The organism is Pseudomonas sp. LJDD11 (genome assembly GCF_024584215.1).
GTDB lineage: Bacteria > Pseudomonadota > Gammaproteobacteria > Pseudomonadales > Pseudomonadaceae > Aquipseudomonas.
The window spans coordinates 185891-208498 of the sequence record NZ_JANJFL010000001.1 but is presented as its reverse complement, the minus strand read 5'-3'; the positions used below and the strand labels follow the sequence as shown (position 1 = coordinate 208498).

At 61.0% G+C, this 22608-nt stretch carries 24 protein-coding genes and 1 tRNA gene; 13 read left to right on the top strand and 12 right to left on the bottom strand.

Going from position 1 to position 22608, the window contains the following annotated elements:
• Window positions 1–6: 6 nt before the first annotated feature.
• The 4 genes from sctI to NRB16_RS00935 form a co-directional block, all read right to left on the bottom strand.
• Entirely contained in the window at window positions 7–366 is a 360-nt protein-coding gene (sctI, locus tag NRB16_RS00950) for a type III secretion system inner rod subunit SctI (protein WP_045493059.1), read from the bottom strand.
• Between the two features lie 48 nt (window positions 367–414).
• On the bottom strand, window positions 415–1449 hold the full coding sequence (locus NRB16_RS00945; protein WP_084710168.1) for a DNA-binding protein: 1035 nt from the start codon (window positions 1447–1449) through the stop codon (window positions 415–417).
• Window positions 1450–1513: 64 nt separating this feature from the next.
• Window positions 1514–1720 carry a hypothetical protein gene (locus NRB16_RS00940; protein ID WP_045493062.1) on the bottom strand — a complete coding sequence of 69 codons (207 nt, stop codon included), beginning with the start codon at window positions 1718–1720 and terminating at the stop codon, window positions 1514–1516.
• 97 nt (window positions 1721–1817) lie between these two features.
• The gene (locus NRB16_RS00935) at window positions 1818–2744 is read right to left on the bottom strand and encodes a sigma 54-interacting transcriptional regulator (RefSeq protein WP_045493065.1); all 927 of its coding nucleotides are present in this window, start codon (window positions 2742–2744) and stop codon (window positions 1818–1820) included.
• Window positions 2745–3933: 1189 nt separating this feature from the next.
• On the opposite strand from NRB16_RS00935, the gene solA reads away from it, so the two are divergent.
• Window positions 3934–5103, top strand: a complete 1170-nt coding sequence (gene solA, locus NRB16_RS00930; RefSeq protein ID WP_257105249.1) for an N-methyl-L-tryptophan oxidase — start codon at window positions 3934–3936, stop codon at window positions 5101–5103.
• Window positions 5104–5154: 51 nt separating this feature from the next.
• Here solA and NRB16_RS00925 read toward each other — a convergent pair whose 3' ends face one another.
• Window positions 5155–5829, bottom strand: coding sequence for a Bax inhibitor-1/YccA family protein (locus NRB16_RS00925; RefSeq protein ID WP_045493070.1), 675 nt, complete (start codon window positions 5827–5829; stop codon window positions 5155–5157).
• Between the two features lie 133 nt (window positions 5830–5962).
• Here NRB16_RS00925 and NRB16_RS00920 point away from each other — a divergent pair.
• The 3 genes from NRB16_RS00920 to NRB16_RS00910 all read left to right on the top strand — a co-directional run bounded on the left by NRB16_RS00920 (window position 5963) and on the right by NRB16_RS00910 (window position 7397).
• Window positions 5963–6050: transfer RNA gene (locus NRB16_RS00920), tRNA-Ser, on the top strand.
• 212 nt (window positions 6051–6262) lie between these two features.
• On the top strand, window positions 6263–6832 hold the full coding sequence (locus tag NRB16_RS00915; RefSeq protein ID WP_257105248.1) for a GAF domain-containing protein: 570 nt from the start codon (window positions 6263–6265) through the stop codon (window positions 6830–6832).
• A 271-nt stretch (window positions 6833–7103) separates the two neighbouring features.
• Window positions 7104–7397, top strand: a complete 294-nt coding sequence (locus NRB16_RS00910) for a diguanylate cyclase domain-containing protein (protein ID WP_306456342.1) — start codon at window positions 7104–7106, stop codon at window positions 7395–7397.
• A gap of 9 nt (window positions 7398–7406) precedes the next feature.
• Here NRB16_RS00910 and NRB16_RS00905 read toward each other — a convergent pair whose 3' ends face one another.
• Window positions 7407–8024 (bottom strand): LysE family transporter, encoded by a 618-nt coding sequence (locus NRB16_RS00905; RefSeq protein ID WP_257105247.1) that lies wholly within the window; start codon window positions 8022–8024, stop codon window positions 7407–7409.
• A 173-nt stretch (window positions 8025–8197) separates the two neighbouring features.
• Here NRB16_RS00905 and NRB16_RS00900 point away from each other — a divergent pair, with 173 nt between their 5' ends.
• The 8 genes from NRB16_RS00900 to NRB16_RS00865 all read left to right on the top strand — a co-directional run bounded on the left by NRB16_RS00900 (window position 8198) and on the right by NRB16_RS00865 (window position 13774).
• A complete protein-coding gene (locus NRB16_RS00900; protein ID WP_257105246.1) occupies window positions 8198–8911 on the top strand; it encodes a response regulator transcription factor in 714 nt (237 codons plus the stop codon).
• A complete protein-coding gene (locus NRB16_RS00895; protein ID WP_045493082.1) occupies window positions 8908–10245 on the top strand; it encodes a sensor histidine kinase in 1338 nt (445 codons plus the stop codon). The genes NRB16_RS00900 and NRB16_RS00895 overlap by 4 nt, the downstream gene beginning before the upstream one ends.
• 67 nt (window positions 10246–10312) lie before the next feature.
• Window positions 10313–10705, top strand: a complete 393-nt coding sequence (tusD, locus tag NRB16_RS00890) for a sulfurtransferase complex subunit TusD (RefSeq protein ID WP_257105245.1) — start codon at window positions 10313–10315, stop codon at window positions 10703–10705.
• Between the two features lies 1 nt (window position 10706).
• Window positions 10707–11063 (top strand): sulfurtransferase complex subunit TusC, encoded by a 357-nt coding sequence (tusC, locus tag NRB16_RS00885; RefSeq protein ID WP_257105244.1) that lies wholly within the window; start codon window positions 10707–10709, stop codon window positions 11061–11063.
• Complete coding sequence (gene tusB / locus NRB16_RS00880; RefSeq protein WP_045493088.1) at window positions 11063–11347, top strand: sulfurtransferase complex subunit TusB; 285 nt, start codon at window positions 11063–11065, stop codon at window positions 11345–11347. The genes tusC and tusB overlap by 1 nt, the downstream gene beginning before the upstream one ends.
• On the top strand, window positions 11344–11679 hold the full coding sequence (locus tag NRB16_RS00875; protein WP_257105243.1) for a TusE/DsrC/DsvC family sulfur relay protein: 336 nt from the start codon (window positions 11344–11346) through the stop codon (window positions 11677–11679). Before tusB ends, NRB16_RS00875 begins: the two co-directional genes overlap by 4 nt.
• Window positions 11676–12677: a glycosyl transferase family protein gene (locus NRB16_RS00870; protein WP_257105242.1), complete on the top strand. Its 1002-nt coding sequence runs from the start codon at window positions 11676–11678 to the stop codon at window positions 12675–12677. Before NRB16_RS00875 ends, NRB16_RS00870 begins: the two co-directional genes overlap by 4 nt.
• 104 nt (window positions 12678–12781) lie before the next feature.
• The gene (locus NRB16_RS00865; protein WP_045493095.1) at window positions 12782–13774 is read left to right on the top strand and encodes a glutathione S-transferase family protein; all 993 of its coding nucleotides are present in this window, start codon (window positions 12782–12784) and stop codon (window positions 13772–13774) included.
• A gap of 120 nt (window positions 13775–13894) precedes the next feature.
• Here the strand turns inward: NRB16_RS00865 and cysG are convergent, their stop codons facing one another.
• The 6 genes from cysG to NRB16_RS00835 all read right to left on the bottom strand — a co-directional run bounded on the left by cysG (window position 13895) and on the right by NRB16_RS00835 (window position 21489).
• Complete coding sequence (gene cysG / locus NRB16_RS00860) at window positions 13895–15289, bottom strand: siroheme synthase CysG (RefSeq protein WP_045493098.1); 1395 nt, start codon at window positions 15287–15289, stop codon at window positions 13895–13897.
• The gene (gene serS, locus NRB16_RS00855; protein WP_045493100.1) at window positions 15290–16570 is read right to left on the bottom strand and encodes a serine--tRNA ligase; all 1281 of its coding nucleotides are present in this window, start codon (window positions 16568–16570) and stop codon (window positions 15290–15292) included.
• A gap of 16 nt (window positions 16571–16586) precedes the next feature.
• The gene (gene crcB / locus NRB16_RS00850; RefSeq protein WP_045493103.1) at window positions 16587–16961 is read right to left on the bottom strand and encodes a fluoride efflux transporter CrcB; all 375 of its coding nucleotides are present in this window, start codon (window positions 16959–16961) and stop codon (window positions 16587–16589) included.
• On the bottom strand, window positions 16958–18283 hold the full coding sequence (locus NRB16_RS00845; RefSeq protein WP_045493106.1) for a replication-associated recombination protein A: 1326 nt from the start codon (window positions 18281–18283) through the stop codon (window positions 16958–16960). The genes crcB and NRB16_RS00845 overlap by 4 nt, the downstream gene beginning before the upstream one ends.
• A gap of 25 nt (window positions 18284–18308) precedes the next feature.
• On the bottom strand, window positions 18309–18932 hold the full coding sequence (lolA, locus tag NRB16_RS00840; protein ID WP_253117548.1) for an outer membrane lipoprotein chaperone LolA: 624 nt from the start codon (window positions 18930–18932) through the stop codon (window positions 18309–18311).
• A 73-nt stretch (window positions 18933–19005) separates the two neighbouring features.
• Window positions 19006–21489 carry a DNA translocase FtsK gene (locus NRB16_RS00835; RefSeq protein ID WP_045493112.1) on the bottom strand — a complete coding sequence of 828 codons (2484 nt, stop codon included), beginning with the start codon at window positions 21487–21489 and terminating at the stop codon, window positions 19006–19008.
• A 410-nt stretch (window positions 21490–21899) separates the two neighbouring features.
• Here NRB16_RS00835 and aat point away from each other — a divergent pair, with 410 nt between their 5' ends.
• Window positions 21900–22589, top strand: a complete 690-nt coding sequence (gene aat / locus NRB16_RS00830) for a leucyl/phenylalanyl-tRNA--protein transferase (RefSeq protein WP_045493114.1) — start codon at window positions 21900–21902, stop codon at window positions 22587–22589.
• Window positions 22590–22608: the final 19 nt, after the last annotated feature.

Sequence of the window (22608 nt, the reverse complement as noted above, 5' to 3'; positions counted from 1 at the left end):
CCCGCCCTATTGCAGACTGGTCAGTTTTTCCACGCTTTGCGCCGCCTTGCTGACCAGTTTGGCGCTGAGCATGCTTTCAAGGTAGAACGACGACAGCGAACGGTTGGCCTGCATCATCTGCTGCGGGTCGACCGAGCCGGAGACACGCTGCAACTGCCGGTTGATCCGTTCGGCGTCTTTCTGAAATGCGGAGGTGGCCTGCAATACCGGCGACACCTCACTGGCCGGTGACGCCGCCGAACGTGGCGCGGCGGGCTGCATGGCCGCACTGAACCAGGCGATATCCGCCGAGGCAGGCGCAACATTCGATGTCAGCTCGGTATCCACAAGACTTGCGGAATGGGTTGATACACGGTTAACAGCCATGTTTTGCTCTCCTGCCTGGACGAAAAGGCACCTGAAAAGTCGTGCGGATCAGCCGCGTGATTCGGTCACGCTCTGCTGCACCAACACAGACAGAATGTTGCCGGCCGCGATACTGGCGTCGGTTTTCAGGGTGTTGCCAGCCCCGCCATTCTGAAAGTTCTGTTGCGCATCAGGAAACAGGCCACCCAGCGAGTTGCCCTCGGCACTGCCTTTGATTTCGCCCTTGATCATGTCAATGGCCTTCATGTACTGCTGGCTCTCGGCCTTGGACATCACGAAGTCGCCCTCGGACAGCTCACCCATCCAGTCCTTGGATTTGCCGTCCGGCTTGCCGAACTCCTCGGGGTGCATGTCCATGAAGCGCGAGATTTCCTTGAGGACATCTTTATCTTCAGGGTTGAAGCTCATCATGCCGTTAGTGTTGCCCTTGACCAAGGCACCGATCGAGGCAGGCTGCGAGGCGACCGGCTTGAGCAGGTTGTCGAGTTTTTCCTCGCCAAGACTGCCCAGCAACGAGCTCAGCAGACTCTGCAGGCCACCGCCGGCACCAGCACCGCCAGCCCCCGCCAGGGAATTGCCGCCCCAGCCCTGGTTGCAACCCGCCGAAGGGCTCGCGGCGCCGCGCGAACCGCCCAGGCCACCCTGGCCCAACGAGCCTTGTCCAAAGGCGCCCTGGCCGCTGGTGCCTTGACCGATGGAGCTTTGGCCCGAAGAGCCGCCACTGAGGAATTCACTGATCAGCCCTTCCAGGCCTTTGGTGAAGGCGGCCTTTTCCCGGCCGTCGAGGTAATTGTCTTCGCTGAGCTCATCGCGCCAGCCGTCGACCCGGCCATTGGCATCGTGCGGTTTGCCGTACTTTTCAGGGTTGCGGTCCATGTGATCGGCAACCATGCCGATCAACGGGTTGTCAGCGTTGCGGATATTGGCACCGCTGCCGCTCTTTTCCAGCAGCGCGTCGCTGAGCAGCGAGGCGATCTGACCCGCCGCCTCACTGGAGCTCGATTGCAGGGCGCTGGTCTGGGTGCTGGCGAAGGTGCTCTGAAATGCACCGGCCTGTGGCCCGCCTATTGAAGAAGAAAACATAGTCCACTCCTTGAATGCACTGGGGTAACCCCTCCCGACGCGGGCCGGGAGGGGAACACGACGATCAGTAGTTGATCGCCTTACCGGTTTGCTGAGCGGCGTTCTGCGCCTTGGTGGCCGAGTCCTGGTAGGCGCTGGCGATACCGTTGACGGTATCGGTCATCATCTTGTTGGATTGGGCTTCGGCGTTCATGGTGGTGGTTGCCGCAGCGGTGGCATCCATTTTGGTCATTGCAGCCATCGAAGCGCCGAGGGAAGCGGTACCAGCCATAGTGATTACTCCTGATCATCGAAAGTGTTGAACACCGGATGTGATGTTCGAACAGTGAGTGGCCGATTTTCAGAAGCGGTTCCACATGACCCCGCATTCAGGATTCAGAAGCGTTGATGCTCAGGCTCTTCATGCGGTGATAGAGGGTGCGTTTGGGAATACCCAGTTCAGTGATTACCGACTCGATATTGTTGGGATGACGTGCCAGGCATTCCTGGATTACCGCCTTTTCCAGCGCCCGCAGGTAATCACGCAGGCGTGCCGAGGACTCATCGAGCAAGCCGCCAGCCAGCCCCTGCAGCGCCGGCATGCCCAACACGAAGCGCTCGGCGGCGCATTTGAGTTCGCGGATATTGCCCGGCCAACGGTGGCCGAGCAGGCTTTTGAGCAGGTGCGGATCGCGCTCCGGAACCGGCAGGCGATGCCGGCTCGCCGCTTCACCGACAAATTGCTCGAACAACCGATGCAAGTGCTCAAGCCGCGAACGCAGTGTCGGTAACTGGATCTTGATGACGTTAAGACGAAAGAACAGATCGCGCCGGAACTTGCCTTCCTCGACCAGTTTCTCAAGGGGGGTCTGAGTGGCCACAATCACTCGTAAGTCAAGCTCGACAAAACGCGTCGACCCCAAACGCTCTATTCCACGCATCTCCAGAACACGCAGCAACTTGGCCTGGAGTAACAGCGGCATGCTGTCGATCTCGTCAAGATACAACGTGCCATGATTAGACGCTTCGATATAACCGGCACGCGATTTAGAGGCGCCGGTGTAAGCGCCCGCCATCACCCCGAACAATTCGCTCTCGGCCAGTTGCTCGGGAACCGCTGCGCAGTTGAGTGCCACCAACGGACCGGGACGCCCTGATAGTTGATGAATGCGCCGCGCCAGCGTGTCTTTGCCAGTGCCCGTCTCGCCTTCAAGCACCATGTCGACATTAAGCGGCGCGGCCTTGCGGATGAACGACTGCAGGGTACCAAATATGTCGAGGACCTCGTGCTCCATCTTCGAAGCGTCATTGCTCATAGAGTCCCCGTTTCATCCAAGCCCCTTACTGATGATCAGCAATTCCATTGAACAACAGGACAGCGTCAGCCGTACTTTTGCATGCAAAAGCAGACCGTCACCTAACCTCTGTTTACGATCACCCGCCCGGAACAGCCCGGCTTCGCGAAAGGATTCAAGGGTGCAGACTGCCCCGGTTCCAGAGACACAGAGGGCCACCTTCCCTCATTGTGTTGCGGACCACTGTCAGCAGGACAATTGCCTGCTGGCCGGGCGTCTGCGGCGTTATGCGCGCCAGCGCTACGTTGACTGCCTCGCCCAGTTTTTAGAGGCACCCTATTACATCCAGACACTACTGCAAGCCGGTTGGCTGTCAGGCACAAGTAAGCCGCAGGGTATATACACGGCCAATCAGAATCGCGTGAACATTTTCTATTGCGTCGATAAATTTTTCCACTCATGAACGGCCCGAGTCACAATATATAAAGCTTTTGCAATGCTGATGGCAACCGGGACCAAAGCATTGACCAACGCCAATGACCAGGGCCTCTCTAAAAACCCGGGCCAGGCCAGCAGTACAAGGTAAAAACAGGCCAGCAACGATCTACGGCATTGCGGGCAGCACTGGCGATAACTTGCGCAGTTAACCCCCCCCATATTGCAGCGCCTGACGCAGCCGTGTGGCGGACTAATGCACAGCACTAACGGTACTTGTCAACAACGTCCAGAGCGGCAAATACCGGAAACAAAGTGGTGAATCCAATCAAGATTACCAAGTTGTTCGGAAAACCGAATACACATCCGGTTTTCCGAACAAAGTTAAAGAATTATTAATTACCGCCTGACGGCCTGCCCACCGGGGCCAGCGTATGCGAAGCTGGCGTCAGGTGCGTGATTTGCCAAATCGGTCGCATTTTCAGATCAGCGGGCGCGGCACGGAACGGCGGCAGCACCCTGCCTCGGAAAAACTGGTCATAAATCAACCACACAAACCAAAGCCTCTGAAAATAGAGCATTCAGCGAGTTATCCACAGACATACCCACGATTTTCGTGGACAACTTTTGACAGTTTTCGCAAACCCATATGACCAAAAAAAGCAAGCGCGACCCTCGCGCCTGCTGCCGCCGGCACTGTGCATATCACCCCCCATGGGTTGATTTTGTCGGTGGCTGGCGTTGCAATGGCGTATTTGCGGACAATCCACCCAGCATGCAAGAACATTATCAGGTGGCCGTGCTCGGCCTGGGCGCGATGGGCGCTGCAACCCTTTATCAACTGAGCAAGGCCGGCGCCAACGTCATCGGCGTGGACCGCCATGCGCCGCCCCATACTCAGGGCTCCAGCCATGGCGATACGCGCATCACTCGCCTGTCCAACGGGGAAGGTCCGCAGTACCTGCCGCTGGTGCGCAGCTCTCATCGGATCTGGCGGGAACTCGAAGCACTGTCGGGTGAGGCATTGTTCGAGCAGTGCGGCGTGCTGGTGATGACCTCAAGCAGCGTCTACGACCCGCACGATCCTGCGGACTTCACCCACCGCACCATTGAACTGGCCAAAACCTACGGCATCGAGCACCAGGTGCTGGACGCGGCGCAGATTCGCCAGCGCTTCGGCCAGTTCAGCCCGGTGCTGGACAGCGCCATTGGCTACTTCGAACCGCAAGGCGGTTATCTGCGCCCGGAACGCTGCATTGCCGTGCAGCTGCAACTGGCCGCGCAGCAAGGTGCGCAACTGCGCCTGAACGAGACCGTGCTGGCGCTTGAGAATGAAGGCACAACGGTCAGGATCAGTACCGATCAGGGAGTGATTTATGCCGACAAGGTAATCGTCAGTGCCGGCATGTGGTCGGCCGGGCTGCTGGGCGCGCCCTTTGATGCTCTGCTGCGGGTCTGTCGCCAGACGCTTTACTGGTTTGAAGTCAGCGAACCGGCACGCTTCGCGGCGCAGTCACCGAGTTTCATCCTGACCCACGGACCGGCATTCAATGATGTGAGTTACGGCTTCCCGCCCCTGCCCGGCGAAGGCAGCATGAAAATTGCCACCGAGCAGTACGAGACAGCATGCGATCCATACTGTCTGGATCGTAATGTCAGCGACCAACAGATCGAGCAGATGTACCGCACTCAAGTTGCCGGGCGTTTTAGCGGGGTGGGTAGCCGGGCACTGAAGACCTCGGTGTGCGCCTACACCGTGACGCCCGATTACCACTTCATCATCGACGAGCACCCCTGCCTGCCTAACGTGACGGTGGTCTCGGCTTGCTCAGGGCATGGTTTCAAGCATTCGGCGGGGCTGGGCGAGGCGCTGGCTCAGCGCTGCATGAGCGGACGCAGCGAAACGGACCTTTCGGCGTTCAGCCTGCAACGTTTCAAGCGTTGAAAAAGCACAAAGCCCGCACGAGGCGGGCTTTGTTTTTTACGCGACAAACGATCAGTCGTCGCGGCTCATGATGCCGAAGATCTGCAACAGGCTGATGAACAGGTTGTAGATCGATACATACAGGCTGATGGTCGCCATGATGTAGTTACGCTCACCACCGTGGATGATCGCACTGGTCTGGAACAGGATGCAGGCCGAGGAGAACAGCACGAAACCTGCGCTGATCGCCAGTTGCAGACCGCTGATCTCGAAGAACAGACCGGCCACGACCGCTGCCAGCAGGACGAAGAAGCCTGCGGTGATGAAGCCGCCCAGGAAGCTCATGTCCTTGCGGGTGGTCAGCACGTAAGCCGACAGGCCGCCGAACACCAGTGCAGTCATGGCAAACGCCGAGCTGACCACTTCTGCGCCGCCGCTCATGCCCAGGTAACGGTTGAGGATCGGACCCAGGATGAAGCCCATGAAGCCGGTCAGGGCGAAGGTCGAAACCAGGCCCCAGACCGAATCACGCAGCTTGGCGGTCAGGAAGAACAGGCCATAGAAGCCGATCAGCACGACGAAGATGTTCGGGTAGCCAACACGCATTTGCTGGGCCACGAACGCCATGACGCCGCTGAAAGCGAGGGTGAGGGCCAGAAGGCCATAGGTATTGCGCAGGACACGACTGACTTCGAGCTGGTCGGCTTCCTGCACGCCGGTTTTAAGTAGGTAATCCTGTTCGCGCATCGCGAAGCTCCTCACTGTTGATAGCTTGCTGAAATGACAAGTTGCAAAGATCATATCAGAGGCGCCGCTCATCACCACCGGCAGAGTTTGACAGCTTGTTACATTCGGGTATTATGGCGCCCGCAACACATGTGGAGGTATGGCCGAGTGGTTTAAGGCAGCAGTCTTGAAAACTGCCGACTGTAACAGGTCCTAGAGTTCGAATCTCTATGCCTCCGCCATATTCGATAGCACAAAGCCCTGATCATTCAGGGCTTTGTCGTTTCTGGAGCCTGCAAAATCCCCCTCCGCTTCTGCCCTGGTTACCCTGTTGCGGCAGATCGACCGACAACAGCTATTCTCCAGTGGGGTACGCCAGCCCGCACACGCCTTGTGCAAAAAATCGCTGTGCGAGGTTGCAACATCAAGCGCCCTCCAGTCAGCCGAGGTCACTTTGCAGTCAGCTCCCGACCCGCTCAACGAAGCCGCCAGAGTCAGCTTTCTCGAACGTTTGCAGATTCTCGACACGCCTCGCGAGCAAGCCTTCGACCGGGTAACCCGGATCGCCGCCACCCTGCTCGATGCCCCCATTGCCCTGGTATCGCTGGTCGACCGCGAGCGCCAGTGGTTCAAGTCCGCCGTGGGCCTGGAGGCCACGCAGACACCGCGCAACGTCGCCTTCTGCGCCCACGCACTGTTGGTCGAAGAAGCGCTGGTGATTCCCGACACCCTGGCGGACGAACGCTTTGCCGACAATCCGCTGGTCAGTGGCCCGCCCTTTATCAGATTCTATGCCGGCATCCCGCTGCGGCTTGGCAACGGCCTGAGCCTGGGCACGCTGTGCGTCATTGACAGCCGCCCACGGCAGCTGGCCCCGGAACAGCTCACTGCGCTCAGCGATCTGGCACGTATTGTCGAAAGCGAAATCAACCAGCGTAATCTGGTCACCGATGCGGCCAGCCTGCACCTGCTTGAGGAACTGGTTCACGACCGGCGCCAAAGCTACAGCCTGGAAAAACGCTAACAGGCGCTGCGCCCCGACGTCTATGCGCAGTTGTTGCCGCACTTCGAGCAGGCCCTGAGCGGTCAGCGAGTCACGGTCGACAATATTCGCTACAGCGCAACCGACCCCAGAGTCTGGTGTGCGACATACGTGCCCGACATCCGCCATGGCCAGGTCGATGGTTTTTTGTCATGTCGCAGGATATCACCGAGCACAAGCTGGCCGAGAAAACCCTGTTTGACAGAGCCACCCGCGATGCCCTGCTGATTGCAGCCGCGTAGCGACTGCTGAGCTGAGCTGCGCAGGCGACCTGGTCGGGCGCCTGGCGGGGGACGAGTTCGTGATCATTGCCAAGACCTTGAGCTCGACCGAAGCGGCGGAGAATCTGGGCGAGCAACTCTGCCGGGCCCTGGCCGAGCCGTTCACCCTCAACGGCCATACCGGTATCAGGATTGGCGCAAGTGTCGGCATCGCCTTCAGCCAGCCTTCGGAGCCGATCACCCCTGAGGCCGTGCTGGCCAAGGCCGACCACGCCATGTACGAGGCCAAGCGCAAAGGCCGCAGCCATTATCGGTTTGCGATTTAGTGATGACGCTTAACGCATCGCTGCCAGCTTGATCCCGAAGCCCAGCAGGCAGGCGCCTGCCAGCCGTTCAAGCAGATTGGCGGTGCGCGGGTTGGCACGCATGCGCTCGGCCAGGTGCTGGGTCAGCAGTACCGCAATCAGCCCATAAAGGAATGTCACCACCGCCACCGTGGCGGCCAGAAAGCCAAAGGTCAGCAGGCCCTGATGGCGGACCGGATCGACGAACAGAGGAAAGAACGCCATGTAAAACATGATCGCCTTGGGGTTGAGCAAGGTGATCATCATGGTCTGGCGCAGGTACTGGCCGTTGTCCATACGGCTTTTGCGCGGGGTGCCGCCTGGCTTGCTCAGCAGCATGCGCAGGCCCAGATAAGCCAGGTACGCCGCCCCCGCCCACTGCACGACATGAAAGGCGGCCGGGTAAGCCGCCAGCAGCGTAGCGACCCCGGCCACCGCCAGCCACAGCAGGACCTGATCGCCAAGAATGACCCCGCAAGTGGCCGCCAGCCCGGCCTTGACCCCACCTTTGCCGGTCGCCGTGATCAGTGCGAAATTGCCTGGGCCGGGAATGGCCAGGACGATGATGAACGCAATGACAAAAGCGCCGTAGTCAGTCACGCCTAGCATGGATCCAGCTCCTTGAGGGTGTAGAGCGCGCAGTCTATCCGGTTTTGCCGAAATGCTGTGCTGAGGCTTGGGCTTGCTCCCTATGCAAGCCACGTATAAATACGCCGGTATGAATCTTCAGCGGCTTTCGTCAGAATAGCCAACGTAGAATCATTCTCATACAAGGCACTGTCATGCACCACCTGCCCGCCCCCGCTGCGCCGCCAAGGATTCTGGCCATCGAGGACGATCCCTTGCTGGCCAGCCACCTGGAAGCTCATCTGCTCCAGCGTGGCTTTGCCGTGACCTTGCGACTGCATGCTGAAACCATTATTGAGCTGGTGACCCAGGAACACTTCGACCTGATTCTGATGGACATCATGCTGCCTGACGGCAACGGCCTGGATTTGTTGAGTGAGTTGCGTCGACGCCAGCGGGTGCCGGTGATCCTGATGTCGGCGCTGGGCGCCGAGCAGGACCGTATTCTGGGTTTCAGTCAGGGGGCCGACGATTATTTGCCCAAGCCCTTCAGCATGCGCGAAATGGACGTGCGCATTGATGCAGTGTTACGCCGCGTGGCTTATGAGCACGAAGCCAAGACGCGGCATGATGACCTGCAACTGATCGTCGATAATCGGCGTTGCGATGTTTGCCATGCGCAGCAGTGGGCCGATCTGAGCGGCATGGAATTTCGCGTCCTGCAAGTGCTGCTCGACCATAGCGGCGAGGTGCTGAGCAAAGCGTTTCTGTATCAGCAGGCGATGCATCGTGCCTGGTCGCTGCATGATCGCAGCCTGGACATGCATGTCAGCCGGATCCGTCGCAAGTTGCTGGCCATCGGTTATAACAGCCGCTGCATCGAGACCGTGCGCGGCACCGGTTATGTGCTGAGCCCGACCAAAGCATGAGCCTGCCTGATCGTCATTCGTTGCTGTGGAAGCTGGTTGCGGCCTTGGCATTGCTGTGTCTGCTGGTGGTGATCCTTGAAGAGGACCTGGCCGAGCGGGTGGAAAATGCCACTTCACGTTTGCCTGAAGAAACCCAGCAGGTGCTCAAAGGGTACGCCGCTCAGGCGCAGCGCGCCTGGGAGCAGCAGGGTGCGGCCGGCGTCGATGCGTTTCTCGAGCAACTGCAAGAGCACGAACAGGTCTGGGCGGTGGTCGTCAGTGCCCAGCGCGAATCACTGGCGTCGCAGCCGTTGTCGGAAGACGAGCACACCAGACTCAACTTCATCCGTCCCATTGATGGTCTGATAGGCAGGCCGGGCGCGCGACCGAGTTTCTATATTCCTTTCGAAGGCAGTGACGCGCGGCTGGTGATGGAGCTGCCGTTGCGCCTGAATCCACGCCAGCATAACCGCCTTTGGGAGATCCTCGCCCAGCAGGTGTTGCCCGCCAGCCTGGCTGTGCTACTGGGCGCGCTGCTGTATCGCATGCTGATTGCGCCAATGGCCAGCCTGCGTCGCCAGGCCATTGCGCTGGGCAGCGGCGATCTGTCGGCGCGCATCGAGCCGCGGATTGCCGAGCGCCGCGACGAACTGGGCGAACTGGCGCGCACCGTCAATCACATGGCTGCACGCCTGGAGTCCACCGTCGACTTCCAGCGCCGGCTGTTGCGCGCGCTGTCCCATGAGCTGCGCACGCCGTTGAGCCGCCTGCGGGTGGCTGGCGAGCGTGAACTGGATATCGCCACATTGCGTCAGCGTCAGGAGCGTGAAGTGCTGGCCATGGAACGCTTGATCGACGACACCCTGGAGCTGGTCTGGCTCGACACCGAGCGCCCCCGGTTGCCCGCAGAATCCGTGGAAGTGGCCGAACTGTGGAATATCCTGCGCGAAGACTGCTGCTTTGAAACCGGCTGGCCGGTCGAGCGCCTGCCCTGCGAACTACCGGCCGACTGCCGGGTGTCAGGCAACCTCAATGGCCTGGCCCAGGTGCTGGAGAACATCCTGCGTAACGCGGTACGCCATTCTCCGGAACACGGCATCGTGCGCCTGAGCGGCCAGCGCGAGGACGCCCACTGGCATCTATGGATCGAGGACCAGGGTCCTGGGGTGGCGCCGGAACAACTGCAACAGATTTTCAAGCCGTTTACCCGGCTCAGCGCCGACCGGCCTGGCGGCGACGGCTTTGGCCTGGGGCTGTCGATCGCCCAGAGCGTGGTGCATTCACAAAGCGGCGATATCTGGGCCGATAACGCCCATCCTGGGCTGCGGGTGCATGTACGCTTGCCAGCCGCCTGAGCGGGTTGCTCACACTCAGGCGCCTTAATTCTTTATCATTGTGCCTGTCACGCTGATCGAGCCGAGCATGAAATTCGCCCTTTGTCTGTTTTCCGCCCCCCATGCACCCTCCTCGCGCCGCGCCCTGCTGTTCGCCCAGGCATTGCTGGCGGGCGGGCATGAAATTGTGCGGCTGTTCTTTTATCAGGATGGTGTGCACAACGCCTGCGGCAGTGTGGTTACGCCGCAGGACGAGCAGGACCTGCCGCTACAATGGCGCGCCTTCATCAGCGAACACCAGCTCGATGGCGTGGTGTGCATTGCGGCGGCGTTGCGCCGTGGCGTGCTGAACGCCGAAGAGGCTGCACGCTATCAGCGCAGTGCGGCCAGCCTGCTGGCGCCCTGGGAGCTGTCCGGGTTGGGCCAGTTGCACGATGCGGCGCAGGCAGCCGACCGGGTGATCTGTTTTGGAGGGCCATAAGATGAGCAAATCGCTATTGATTATCAGCCGCCAGGCGCCGTGGTCAGGGCCTGGAGCACGCGAAGCGCTGGACATTGTCCTGGCCGGCGGCGCCTTCGATCTGCCGGTCGGCCTGCTGTTTCTCGACGATGGGGTATTTCAGTTGCAGACCGGGCAGCACGCCAGCGCCGTGCAGCAGAAAGACATCACCGCCAACCTCAAGGCCTTGCCGATGTTCGGTATCGAAGACTTGTATGCCTGCGGCCACAGCCTTGAGCAACGCGGCGTCCAGGCTGACAATCCGGATGTCCAGAGTCTGGCCAGCGGTGCCGATATCGCCGCCCTTATCGACCGTTACGACCAGGTGATCACGATCTGATGGCGACCTTGCACGTTGTATCCCACTCCCCATTCGCCGACAGCCGCCTGAGCAGTTGCCTGCGTGTGCTCGGCGAACATGACGCGCTGCTGCTGTGCGGCGACGCCACCTATGCGCTGCGCCAGCCCGATGCTGCGCTCAGTGCGCTGGGTGAGCGGCTGTTCGCGCTCGAAGAAGACCTGCTTGCCCGACACTTGGCACTGCCCGCCAGCGCCCGTGCGGTGGACTATCCAGGCTTCGTCGAGTTGTCGGTACGCTTCGACAAGGTGAATACCTGGCTATGACCCATCTGAACGTAGACGGCCGCCAGATCCCGCTGGACAGTGATGGATTTCTGCAGAACCTCGGCGACTGGTCACTGGCGGTTGCCCAGGCACTGGCCGCCGAAGAAAACATCGATTTTGGCGACGAGCATGTGGAAATCCTCCTTCTGCTGCGCGCGTTCTACAGCGAATTCCAGCTGTCGCCCGCCACCCGGCCGCTGATCAAGTACACGGCACTCAAGCTGGGCCCGGAAAAGGGCAACAGCATGCACCTCAACCGCCTGTTCAACGGCCGGCCCGCCAAACTGGCGGCCCGTCTGGCAGGCCTGCCCAAGCCGACCAATTGCATATGACCGACTACCGCCCGCTGGTTACCGAAACACCAGAAGAACACTCCTTCGCCCAGTTCGTACGCATCCTCGGCAAGGGCAAACGCGGCGCTCGCGGCCTGACCCGCGAAGAGGCCCGCCAGGCCATGGGCATGCTGCTCGATGAACAGGTCGAGGACACCCAGCTCGGCGCGTTTCTGATGCTGCTGCGCCACAAGGAAGAAAGCCCCGAAGAGCTGGCCGGTTTTACCGAAGCGGTGCGTGAGCGGGTCAAGGCGCCGGCCATTGAGGTGGATATCGACTGGCCGAGCTACGCCGGCAAGAAACGCCACCTGCCGTGGTTTCTGCTGGCCGCCAAATGCCTGGCCAACAACGGTATCCGTGTCCTGCTGCACGGTGGCGGGGCGCACACCGCCGGGCGCCTGTACACCGAACAACTGCTGGAGCTGCTGAATATTCCGCTGTGCCGCAACTGGCAGAGCGTCGACAGCGCGCTGCAACAACGCCACCTGGCGTTCATCCCGCTGGCCGACTGGGCACCGCAGTTGCAGCGCATGATCGACCTGCGCAACACCCTGGGGCTGCGCTCGCCGATCCATTCCCTGGCGCGGGTGCTCAATCCGCTCAAGGCCCGCTGCGGCCTGCAGAGCATCTTCCACCCCGGCTACCAGGCGGTGCACCGTGAAGCCAGCCGCCTGCTGGGCGACCATGCGATTGTGATCAAGGGTGATGGCGGCGAGATCGAGGTCAACCCTGACACCATCAGCCATCTGTACGGTGCCACGGCCGGCGTCGAGTGGGATGAAGAATGGCCGGCATTGTCCGAGCGCCGCCACGTCAAGCCTGCCAGCCTGGAGCCGACACATCTGGTGGCCTACTGGCGCGGTGAAGTCGAAGACAGTTATGGACAACTGGCGCTGCTGTCGAGCATGGCGCTGGCGCTGCGTGGCCTCGGTGTCGAGCGTGAAGCGGCGTTCGAACAGGCCAGGCAGTTCTGGGACAAGCGTGATCGCAACCTTTGATTGATCGAACTGTTCGATAATTAAGGGCCTATATTTGCGCTTTTAGTTCGAACCAATACCGATAGACTGACTCCAATTTCCAACTACGGACCTGGAGTCAGGACATGGGTTTGCTTGTCGAAGGACGCTGGCACGACCAGTGGTACGAAACCAAGGAAGGCGCGTTTCAGCGCGAGAACGCCCAGCGCCGCAACTGGGTGACGGCTGACGGCGCGCCCGGCCCGTCCGGCGAGGGTGGCTTTGCGGCACAAGCCGGTCGCTACCACTTGTATGTGTCGCTGGCCTGCCCGTGGGCGCACCGCACGCTGATCGTGCGCCAGCTCAAAGGTCTGGAAAAGCTCATCGACGTCTCGGTGGTCAGCTGGCTGATGCTGGAAAACGGCTGGACCTTCGACCCGCAGACCGGCTCGACCGGCGATGCGCTCGACGGCCTGGAATTCATGCACCAGCGCTACACCAAAGATGACCCGAACTACACTGGCCGGGTCACGGTGCCGGTGCTGTGGGACAAGAAGCTCAAGCGCATCGTCAGCAACGAGTCGGCGGAGATCATCCGCATGTTCAACTCGGCGTTCAACGAACTGACCGGCAACCCGCTGGACCTTTATCCCGAGCACTTACGGGCGCAGATTGATGAGCTGAACGAGCAGATCTACCCGAATGTGAACAATGGCGTATACCGCGCCGGCTTCGCCACCTCACAGGCGGCGTACGAGCAAGCCTTCGACGCGCTGTTCAGCAAACTTGATGAGCTGGAGCAGTTGCTGGGAGAAAACCGCTACCTCAGCGGTGAATACCTGACCGAAGCCGACGTGCGCCTGTTCACCACACTGATTCGCTTCGATGCCGTGTACCACGGCCACTTCAAGTGCAACCTGCGGCGCTTGAGCGATTATCCGAACCTGAGCAATTGGCTGCGTGAGCTGTACCAGTGGCCGGGCATTGCCCAGACCGTGGATTTCCAGCATATCAAGCATCACTACTACGCCAGCCACCGCACCATCAACCCGACCGGGGTGGTGCCTAAAGGTCCTTGGCAGGACTTCAGCGTGGCGCATGATCGGCAGCGCTTGGCAGGCAAAGGAATTTGGCAGTAACTGCCGCAAGCGTGCAGGAGCGACCTTGGTCACGAAGAGGCCAGATCAGTCAGCGCACCATCTGTGACTGAAATATTGCATTCGCCAGCAAGCTCGCTCCTACCCGGCCATACCGAAGGCTCAGAGTGTCCCCTGAGCCCCTTCAAACCACGCCAGCTTGTTGCGCAACACCACCACTTCCCCCACGATCACCAGGGTCGGAGCATGGACTTCATGCTCGGCTACCAGCTGCGGCAGGTTGGCCAGGGTGCCGGTGAACACCCGCTGACCGGTGGTGGTGCCCTGCTGGACCAAAGCTGCCGGGGTGCTGGCAGCGCGGCCGTGTTTGATCAACTGCTCGCAGATGGTCGGTAGCCCCACCAGGCCCATGTAGAACACCAGAGTCTGCGCCGGCGCGACCAGGTCGCTCCAGGGCAGGTCACTGCTGCCGTCTTTCAGGTGCCCGGTGATGAACCGCACCGACTGCGCATAATCACGGTGGGTCAGCGGAATCCCGGCATAAGCCGCGCAACCGCTGGCGGCGGTAATGCCCGGCACGACCTGGAACGGGATGCCATGGGCGGCCAGTTCTTCGATTTCTTCACCGCCACGACCGAAGATGAACGGGTCACCACCCTTCAGGCGCACGACCCGCTTGCCCTGTTTCGCCAGATCGACCAATTGCTGGTTGATCTGGTCCTGCGGCACGGCATGCTCGGCACGGCGCTTGCCGACGTAAATGCGTTCGGCATCCCGGCGGCACAGCTCAAGAATGGTTGGTGCCACCAGACGGTCGTAAAGCACCACATCAGCCTGCTGCATCAGCCGCAGCGCCTTGAAGGTCAGCAGGTCAGGATCGCCGGGGCCGGCGCCGACCAGATACACCTCACCCGGCGCATGCGGTGGTTCGCCGTCGACCTTGGCCTGCAACAGACGTTCGGCTTCGGCGCCCTGCCCGGCCAGTTGCCGGTCGGCGATAGGCCCCTGAAACACCTCTTCCCAGAAAGCGCGGCGCTGCTGCACATCCGGATAAAGGCTTTTCACCTGGCTGCGAAACCGCGCCGCCAGCCCGGCCAACTGACCATAAGTAGCGGGAATCCAGGCTTCCAGTTTGGCGCGAATCAGGCGCGCCAGCACCGGCGCATCGCCGCCACTGGACACCGCAATGACCAATGGCGAGCGATCGACGATGGCTGGAAAGATCACACTGCATAGCGCCGGCGCATCGACCACGTTGACCGGCATGCCACGACTGCGCGCATCGGCGGACACCTGGGCGTTGAGCGGTTCGTCATCGGTGGCGGCGATCACCAGCACACAGCCGTCCAGGTCGTTCGGCACATAGCCGCGCAGGCGCTGCTCACCGCCACTGCGCTCGATCAGCTCACTCAACTGCGGCTCGATATGCGGGGCGACGACCCGCAACAACGCACCGGCATCGGCCAGCAGGCGTGACTTGCGCAAGGCAATCTCGCCGCCGCCGACCACCAGCACCCAGCTGCCACGCAGGTTGTGGAACAGTGGCAGAAATTCCATTTAGCCGATGACCTCAAGGCCGCCCATGTACGGTTTGAGCACTTGCGGCACACGAATCGAACCGTCGGCCTGCTGGTAGTTCTCCAGCACGGCAACCAGGGTACGGCCCACCGCCAGACCCGAACCGTTCAAGGTGTGCACCAGCTCAGGCTTGCCGGTTTCCGGGTTGCGCCAGCGCGCCTGCATGCGGCGGGCCTGGAAGTCGCCACAGTTGGAGCACGAGGAAATCTCGCGGTACTTGTCCTGGCTCGGCACCCAGACTTCCAGATCGTAGGTCTTGACCGCGCTGAAACCCATGTCGCCGGTGCACAGCGCCAGAACGCGATAAGGCAATTCCAGCAGTTGCAGAACGCGCTCGGCGTTGGCCGTCAGGGATTCGAGCTCATTCATCGATTCGGCCGGGGCCACGACCTTGACCATCTCGACCTTGTCGAACTGGTGCTGGCGGATCATGCCGCGAGTGTCACGACCCGAGGCACCGGCCTCGCTGCGAAAGCACGGCGTGTGAGCGACGAACTTCAGCGGCAGCTCCTTGGCATCGAGGATCTGCCCGGACACGATATTGGTCAGCGACACTTCGGCGGTCGGGATCAGGTACAGGTCGGCTTCGCCATCGCGGCTGATCTTGAACAGGTCTTCTTCGAACTTCGGCAACTGGCCAGTGCCCTGCAAGGCAGGCGCCTGGACCAGATACGGGGTGTAGGTTTCCTCGTAGCCGTGTTCGTTGATGTGCAGGTTGATCATGAACTGCGCCAGAGCGCGGTGCAGGCGGGCAATCGGGCCGCGCAGCAGGGCGAAACGCGCGCCGGACAGTTTGGCGGCGGTCTCGAAGTCCAGCCAGCCGAACTTCTCGCCCAGTGCGACGTGATCCTGTACCTGGAAATCGAACGCGGTCGGCGTGCCCCAGCGGCGCACTTCAAGGTTGCCGTCTTCGTCTTCACCGACCGGCACAGAGGCGTCCGGCAGGTTGGGGATGGTCAGCAGGATGGCGTCCAGCTCGGCCTGCAGCTTGTCCAGCTCAAGCTTGCCTTCGGAGAGCTCGTTACCCATACGCTCGACGTCAGCCATCAGCGGTGCGATGTCTTCGCCGCGTTGCTTGGCCTGTCCAATCGTCTTGGAACGGGCGTTACGCTCGGCCTGCAGCTGTTCGGTGCGGGTCTGTACCACCTTGCGCTGGGCTTCGAGTGCCTCGATGCGGGCCACATCCAGGGTGTAGCCACGCGAAGCCAGGCGGTCCGCTACGTCCTGAAGTTGAGTACGTAACAGTTTGGAATCGAGCATATCGGTCTCTCGTCTATCAAAGTCGGGTCAATGTCAGGCCCACCCAGGTTGCGAGCAGGCCGCCGAACACGCTGATGCCGGCATAGCCCAGGGCCAGTGGCAGTTGCCCGCTTTCCAGCAGGCGCAGCGTATCCAGTGAAAAGGATGAAAAGGTCGTCAGACCACCTACAAAACCGACGATCAGGCCGGCGCGAATCTCGATCGGCACTTCCGGACGAATCAGGAACAGGCCGTACAGCACGCCAATGATCAGACAACCGATCAGGTTGACCGCCAATGTGGCTGTGTAAAAGTGCCGTGGCCAGTGGGCGCTTACCCAGTTGCCAGTGGCGAAACGCAGTAATGTACCAGCGATGCCGGCAATCGACACCGCAAGAATGGTCTGAATCAAGACTTTCTCCGTTGAAGAGGGCTGGCAGCATCCAGCGCATGCAGATGACGCAGCTTTTCGCCGATCTTCATTTCCAGGCCTCGGGGCACCGGATGATAGTACTGGCGCGGCTCCAGGTCGTCGGGAAAATAGTCTTCGCCGGCGGCGTAGGCGTCCGGCTCGTCGTGAGCATAACGATACTGCTCGCCATAACCCAGTTGCTTCATCAGTTTGGTGGGGGCATTGCGCAGGTGCAACGGCACTTCCCGCGAACCATTGGCCGCCACGTCAGCCATGGCAGCCTTGTAGGCCATGTACACCGCATTGCTTTTCGGCGCACAGGCCAGATAGACAATCGCCTGGGCAACGGCCAGCTCGCCTTCAGGACTGCCGAGGCGCTCCTGAACGTCCCAGGCCGACATGCACAGCGGCAAGGCACGCGGGTCGGCATTACCGATGTCTTCGCTGGCCATGCGCACTACCCGTCGCGCCAGATACAGCGGGTCACAGCCGCCGTCGATCATCCGCGCGAACCAGTAAAGCGCCGCATCGGGGTTTGAGCCTCGAATCGACTTGTGCAACGCCGAAATCTGGTCGTAAAAGGCTTCGCCGCCCTTGTCGAAGCGCCGGCGGGTGTCGCCCAGCAGGCTGTTGAGCAGCTCGCTGCCGATTTCGCTGCCGTCTTCGGCGAGGTCCGAGGCATTTTCCAGCAGGTTGAGCATGCGCCGGCCATCGCCGTCGGCGGCCGCCATCAGGGTGGCAAAGCCTTCGTCACTCAGGCTCAACTGACGCCGCCCCAGGCCACGCTCTTCGGTGAGGGCACGCTGTACCAGCTTGCGCAGGGCAGCTTCGTCCAGGCTTTTGAGCACATAGACCCGCGCCCGCGATAGCAAGGCATTGTTCAGTTCGAACGAGGGGTTTTCGGTGGTCGCACCGATGAAGATCAGCGTGCCGTCTTCAACATAGGGCAAGAAGGCGTCTTGCTGGGACTTGTTGAAGCGGTGCACTTCGTCGACGAACAGGATGGTACGCCGCCCGTACTGGGCCGCCTGCTGCCGGGCGACTTCAACGGCCTGACGGATCTCCTTGACCCCGGCCAGCACTGCCGAGACGGTTTCGAAATGTGCATCCGAGACCTTGGCCAGCAACTTCGCCAGGGTGGTCTTGCCCACCCCCGGCGGGCCCCAGAAGATCATCGAATGCAGCGCCCCCTGCTCCAGGGCTTCACGCAGGGGCTTGCCATGGGCCAGGACGTGCTCCTGGCCCACGTATTCGTCCAGGTTAGTGGCACGCAGGCGCGCCGCCAGGGGCTGGGCAATGGGTTCACGGCTGAACAGGTCCATGATTCGGGCGCCTTGTGTCGGCTACTTACTCTTGGATCACGTCCGCGCCCTTGGGAATCTGGAACTGGAACTTGTCCTTGGCTACGGGCTGGTTGGCAGTAACCCCGGTGAACAGGATATTGGTGCGCTGGCCAACGTTGTCCACCAGTTGCATGTCGTTGATCAGGCCATTGCGAAACGACAGGCGCAGGTTATCGAACAGCGTGTCCTTGGTCTTGGGCTTGAGCACGAAATCCACTACACCACCGGCCTCTTTCGAGGTGATATCGAAGCTTTCGCTGATTTTCGATACATCGCCGGACAGCAGCAGCGCCGGGGTCTGGGTCAGGCGCTGGTCGAGGGTCTTGATCGTCACCTGTTGCAGGTCCGGGTCCCAGAGGGTGACCTTCTTGCCATCGGAAACCATCAGTTGCTCCTGAGGCGGATCGATGTGCCAGTTGAACAGCCCTGGACGTTGCAGGGTCATGCTGCCCTGCGACTCCTGCAACTGGGTGCCACTGCCGTCGAGGGTCATCTGCGAAAAGCGGCCGCTGAGGGTCTGGGACTTCTCCAGCAACTGGGTCAGGCGCGCCACGTCCTTGCTGTCGGCATGGGCGGTCAGCGCGGAAAAGGTCAGAGCAGTAGCCAGAAACATGCGGATCAGACGCATGGGATTCCTCTTTAAATTCACTGAAAGTGCGGCAGCGCGACACACACGCTGCCAACAGGGTTGCTCTGCGGGATCAGTCGCGCATCGGTGCCGGCGCGATGACCTCACGTGAGCCATTGGTGTTCATCGGGGTGACCACGCCTGCGTTTTCCATCGCCTCGATCATACGTGCGGCGCGGTTGTAACCGATCTTGAGTTTGCGCTGCACCGCCGAAATCGACGCCCGACGGCTTTCCAGCACAAACTTGACCGCTTCGTCGTAAAGCGCATCGCTTTCGCTGTCTTCACCGTCGCCACCCCCACTACCGCCATCGAACCCGCTACCGGCCTCTTCGACGCCGGCCAGAATATCGTCGTTGTAGTCAGGGGTGCCACGCATTTTCCAGGCCTCAACGACCCGATGGACCTCATCATCGGACACGAAGGCACCATGGACCCGGATCGGCAGGCTGGTGCCTGGTGGCATGTAGAGCATGTCACCGTGCCCCAGCAGTTGCTCGGCACCGCCCTGGTCGATGATGGTCCGCGAGTCAATCTTGCTCGACACCTGAAACGCCATACGGGTCGGGATGTTGGCCTTGATCAGACCGGTAATCACATCCACCGACGGCCGCTGGGTGGCAAGAATCAGGTGAATACCGGCGGCACGGGCTTTCTGGGCGATACGCGCGATCAGTTCTTCGACCTTCTTGCCGACGATCATCATCATGTCGGCAAATTCGTCGACCACCACCACAATGGTCGGCAGCGTACTGAGCAACGGCGCCTCATCGTGAATGCTTTCACGGCGATACAGCGGGTCGCTGACCGGTGTACCGGCCTCTTCGGCATCCTTGATCTTGCGGTTGAAGCCGGCCAGGTTACGCACGCCCATGGCCGCCATCAGCTTGTAGCGCCGCTCCATCTCGGCAACGCTCCAGCGCAGGGCGTTGGCCGCGTCCTTCATGTCGGTGACCACCGGGCACAGCAGATGCGGAATGCCCTCATAGATCGACAGCTCAAGCATTTTCGGGTCGATCATGATCAAGCGGGCATCTTGCGGACCGGACTTGAACAGGATCGACAGGATCATGGCGTTGACCCCCACCGACTTACCGGAACCGGTGGTACCGGCGACCAGCAGGTGCGGCATCTTGGCCAGATCGGTAATTACCGGGCGGCCACCGATGTCATGCCCCAGCGCCAGGGTGACTGGCGATTTGGCGGTATCGAATTCGGGGGTCGACAATACTTCCGAGAAACGCACGATCTGCCGGTCTTCGTTGGGGATCTCGATACCCACGGTGGTTTTGCCGGGAATCACCTCGACCACCCGCACACTGGTCACCGCCAGTGAACGAGCAAGGTCTTTGGCCAGGTTGGCAATCCGACTGACCTTGACCCCGGCCGCTGGCTGGATTTCGTAGCGGGTAATCACCGGCCCCGGATGAATCGAGTCCACCGTAACCTCGACACCAAACTCCTTGAGCTTGATTTCCAGCAGCTTGCCCACCGCGTCCAGCGATTCGGGTGAATAACTAAGGGCTTTCTTTTCCACCGGATCAAGAATCGACAGCGGCGGCAATGTGCCTTCGATGGCGCTGTCGACAAACAGCGGCGCCTGCTTTTCCTTCATCACCCGGTTGCTCGGCTCCGGCGCTTTGGCCGGAGTCGGCGGAATGATCGCCGGCATCGGCTTGCCCGGTTGCGCAGGTGTTGCCAGCGGCGCCACAGCAGCACTGGCGGCGGGCACCACAGGCGCGGCGACAGGCGCCGGTTTGCCGGCGGCAGGCTGCTCACGCTCAAACACCTTGTCGCGGGCGCCGAGTGCCGGCTCACGGCGACTGGCGGGTCTGGGCGCCTGCTTCTCGTCTTCCAGATGCAGGTCGACCTCGCGCAACTTGACCACCATGCTGCGCCGCTCGGCACGGGCGGCCCACCAGCGGCTGACCGCGCCTTGCAGCAATTCGACCAGATCCAGGGTGATCTTACCGGTGACATCCATGACCTTGAACCACGACAGGTCAGTGAACACGGTCAGCCCGAACAGGAACAGGGCAATGAACAGCAGCGTGCTGCCCTGAATATTCAGCGCCCGCTTGGCAAGGTCACCGAGCACCTCACCCAGCACTCCGCCTGCCGAACCCGGAAAGCCGGCTGTGAAATGAAAGTGGATGTGCGCCAGGGCCGCGCCGGCCAGGACCAGAAACACCAGACCGATCAGGCGCCAGGAGAACAGCCAGCCGCTCCATTGCCAGGGTTCATGCCGCTGACGGAACACCTGCCAGGCCTTGATCCCCAGCAACAGCGGAAAGATATAGGCGAAGTAGCCCAGAACCATGAACAGGATGTCGGCACTGAACGCTCCGGCCCGGCCAGCGGCATTCTGTACCTGGCCGCCACTGCTGCTGGTATGGCTCCAGCCGGGGTCGCTCTGGTCGTAGGTCAGCAAGGCCATGATCAGATACAGGCACAGGAAGCCGAAGGCGATCAATGCCCCTTCCTTGAGCCGATAGTGCAACTGCTGCCGCCATAGGGGTACAGCTGCGGGTGCGGGTGCTGGAGTGGATTTCTTCAAAACGCTTTAATTCCTGCGCAGGAGCGCGAACAACTCATTGAACGACCAGGTGTGGCGACGGCGCGAGACAAGCGCGAACGGTGACATTGACATTGCACTACGGATGAACGCCTCCTGAAACACTCGGCTTGAATGATAACGCGCAACGTTGGCATTGTACGGTTTTGTAGCGGTACCGGTCTGTACTGGCACGCGACAAGTCTGGCGCGCCGGTCTGCTCTGTTCAAGCAGCACTGACGATAGCCCAATTTGAGCATGCATTGTCTTGCGTGACAAAGGCTTATGACATGACGTTGATCCTGTATCGGCAGCAGCTCAGGGGTACGACAACCTGACTCAGACCTGCTTGAGCGTATAGAGTTGCAAAATGACTGACGCCCTCCCCTCCCCTGCTGAGACCCATTGATCCCATGCTGACCTGGTTACGACGTGACAGCCTCGACTTCCCGCCCCTGGACAAGGCCCTGCGCGAGCCCAACGGGTTACTGGCCGCCGGCGGCGACCTGTCTGCCGACCGCCTGGTGCAGGCTTATCGCCACGGCTGCTTTCCGTGGTTTCAGGACGGCCAGCCCATTCTCTGGTGGTCCCCCGACCCACGCACCGTTCTGCCCCCGGCAGAGCTGCATGTTTCCCGCAGCCTCGCCAAGCTGCTGCGCCAACAGAAGTACCGGGTCACCTTCGACCAGGACTTTGCCGCGGTCATTGAGGCCTGTGCAGCCCCGCGCAGCTATGCGCAGGGCACCTGGATCACCGCCAGCATGCAGGACGCTTACCTTGAGTTGCATCAACGCGGCCATGCTCACAGCGTCGAAGTCTGGCTGGGCGACGAACTGGTCGGCGGCCTGTATGGCTTGGCCATGGGACGCCTGTTCTTTGGCGAATCGATGTTCAGCCGCGCCGACAATGCTTCAAAGGTCGGCTTTGCGACTCTGGTGGAGCACCTCAAGGCCTGGGACTTCGTGCTGATCGATTGCCAGATGCCTACCCAGCACCTGCACAGCTTCGGCGCCCGCTCGATCCCGCGCCAGGCATTTGCCCAATACCTGAACCAATACCTCGACTCGGCCAATAAGGCTGACTGGTCAGCTAGTCGAGTCTGACATGCTGGCTTACACTGAT

Bases quoted from the DNA above. Each gene is read 5' to 3' on its own strand.
- sctI (WP_045493059.1), bottom strand. From the start codon at position 366: ATGGCTGTTAACCGTGTATCAACCCATTCCGCAAGTCTTGTGGATACC.
- NRB16_RS00945 (WP_084710168.1), bottom strand. From the start codon at position 1,449: ATGTTTTCTTCTTCAATAGGCGGGCCACAGGCCGGTGCATTTCAGAGC.
- NRB16_RS00940 (WP_045493062.1), bottom strand. From the start codon at position 1,720: ATGGCTGGTACCGCTTCCCTCGGCGCTTCGATGGCTGCAATGACCAAA.
- NRB16_RS00935 (WP_045493065.1), bottom strand. From the start codon at position 2,744: ATGAGCAATGACGCTTCGAAGATGGAGCACGAGGTCCTCGACATATTT.
- solA (WP_257105249.1), top strand. From the start codon at position 3,934: ATGCAAGAACATTATCAGGTGGCCGTGCTCGGCCTGGGCGCGATGGGC.
- NRB16_RS00925 (WP_045493070.1), bottom strand. From the start codon at position 5,829: ATGCGCGAACAGGATTACCTACTTAAAACCGGCGTGCAGGAAGCCGAC.
- NRB16_RS00905 (WP_257105247.1), bottom strand. From the start codon at position 8,024: ATGCTAGGCGTGACTGACTACGGCGCTTTTGTCATTGCGTTCATCATC.
- NRB16_RS00900 (WP_257105246.1), top strand. From the start codon at position 8,198: ATGCACCACCTGCCCGCCCCCGCTGCGCCGCCAAGGATTCTGGCCATC.
- NRB16_RS00895 (WP_045493082.1), top strand. From the start codon at position 8,908: ATGAGCCTGCCTGATCGTCATTCGTTGCTGTGGAAGCTGGTTGCGGCC.
- tusD (WP_257105245.1), top strand. From the start codon at position 10,313: ATGAAATTCGCCCTTTGTCTGTTTTCCGCCCCCCATGCACCCTCCTCG.
- tusC (WP_257105244.1), top strand. From the start codon at position 10,707: ATGAGCAAATCGCTATTGATTATCAGCCGCCAGGCGCCGTGGTCAGGG.
- tusB (WP_045493088.1), top strand. From the start codon at position 11,063: ATGGCGACCTTGCACGTTGTATCCCACTCCCCATTCGCCGACAGCCGC.
- NRB16_RS00875 (WP_257105243.1), top strand. From the start codon at position 11,344: ATGACCCATCTGAACGTAGACGGCCGCCAGATCCCGCTGGACAGTGAT.
- NRB16_RS00870 (WP_257105242.1), top strand. From the start codon at position 11,676: ATGACCGACTACCGCCCGCTGGTTACCGAAACACCAGAAGAACACTCC.
- NRB16_RS00865 (WP_045493095.1), top strand. From the start codon at position 12,782: ATGGGTTTGCTTGTCGAAGGACGCTGGCACGACCAGTGGTACGAAACC.
- cysG (WP_045493098.1), bottom strand. From the start codon at position 15,289: ATGGAATTTCTGCCACTGTTCCACAACCTGCGTGGCAGCTGGGTGCTG.
- serS (WP_045493100.1), bottom strand. From the start codon at position 16,570: ATGCTCGATTCCAAACTGTTACGTACTCAACTTCAGGACGTAGCGGAC.
- NRB16_RS00845 (WP_045493106.1), bottom strand. From the start codon at position 18,283: ATGGACCTGTTCAGCCGTGAACCCATTGCCCAGCCCCTGGCGGCGCGC.
- lolA (WP_253117548.1), bottom strand. From the start codon at position 18,932: ATGCGTCTGATCCGCATGTTTCTGGCTACTGCTCTGACCTTTTCCGCG.
- aat (WP_045493114.1), top strand. From the start codon at position 21,900: ATGCTGACCTGGTTACGACGTGACAGCCTCGACTTCCCGCCCCTGGAC.